Genomic DNA, 207 nt, shown 5'->3' with positions numbered 1-207 from the left:
GTGCGCCTCCACGGCATCCACGTCGGCAGCCGACAGCCCCGCGCTCGCCAACGCCTGCCGGATCACCCGCTGCTGCGACGGACCGTTCGGCGCCGTCAGACCGTTCGACGCCCCGTCCTGGTTGACGGCCGAGCCCCGCAGGACGGCCAGCACCCGGTGCCCGTTGCGACGGGCATCCGACAACCGCTCCAGCACCACCAGACCGAC

The 207-nt window shown here is 73.4% G+C and carries 1 protein-coding gene; it reads right to left on the bottom strand.

Features of this window, described 5'->3' with window-relative positions; translation table 11 throughout:
• Window positions 1-207: hypothetical protein (locus tag PUR71_RS01585; protein ID WP_329924465.1), on the bottom strand; the 207-nt coding region annotated here is incomplete at both ends.

The sequence above is a fragment of the Streptomyces sp. SP17BM10 genome (genome assembly GCF_036322405.1).
Classification (GTDB): domain Bacteria; phylum Actinomycetota; class Actinomycetes; order Streptomycetales; family Streptomycetaceae; genus Kitasatospora.
Note: the sequence above shows the minus strand (reverse complement) of the source record. Positions and strands in the feature narration are given on the sequence as shown.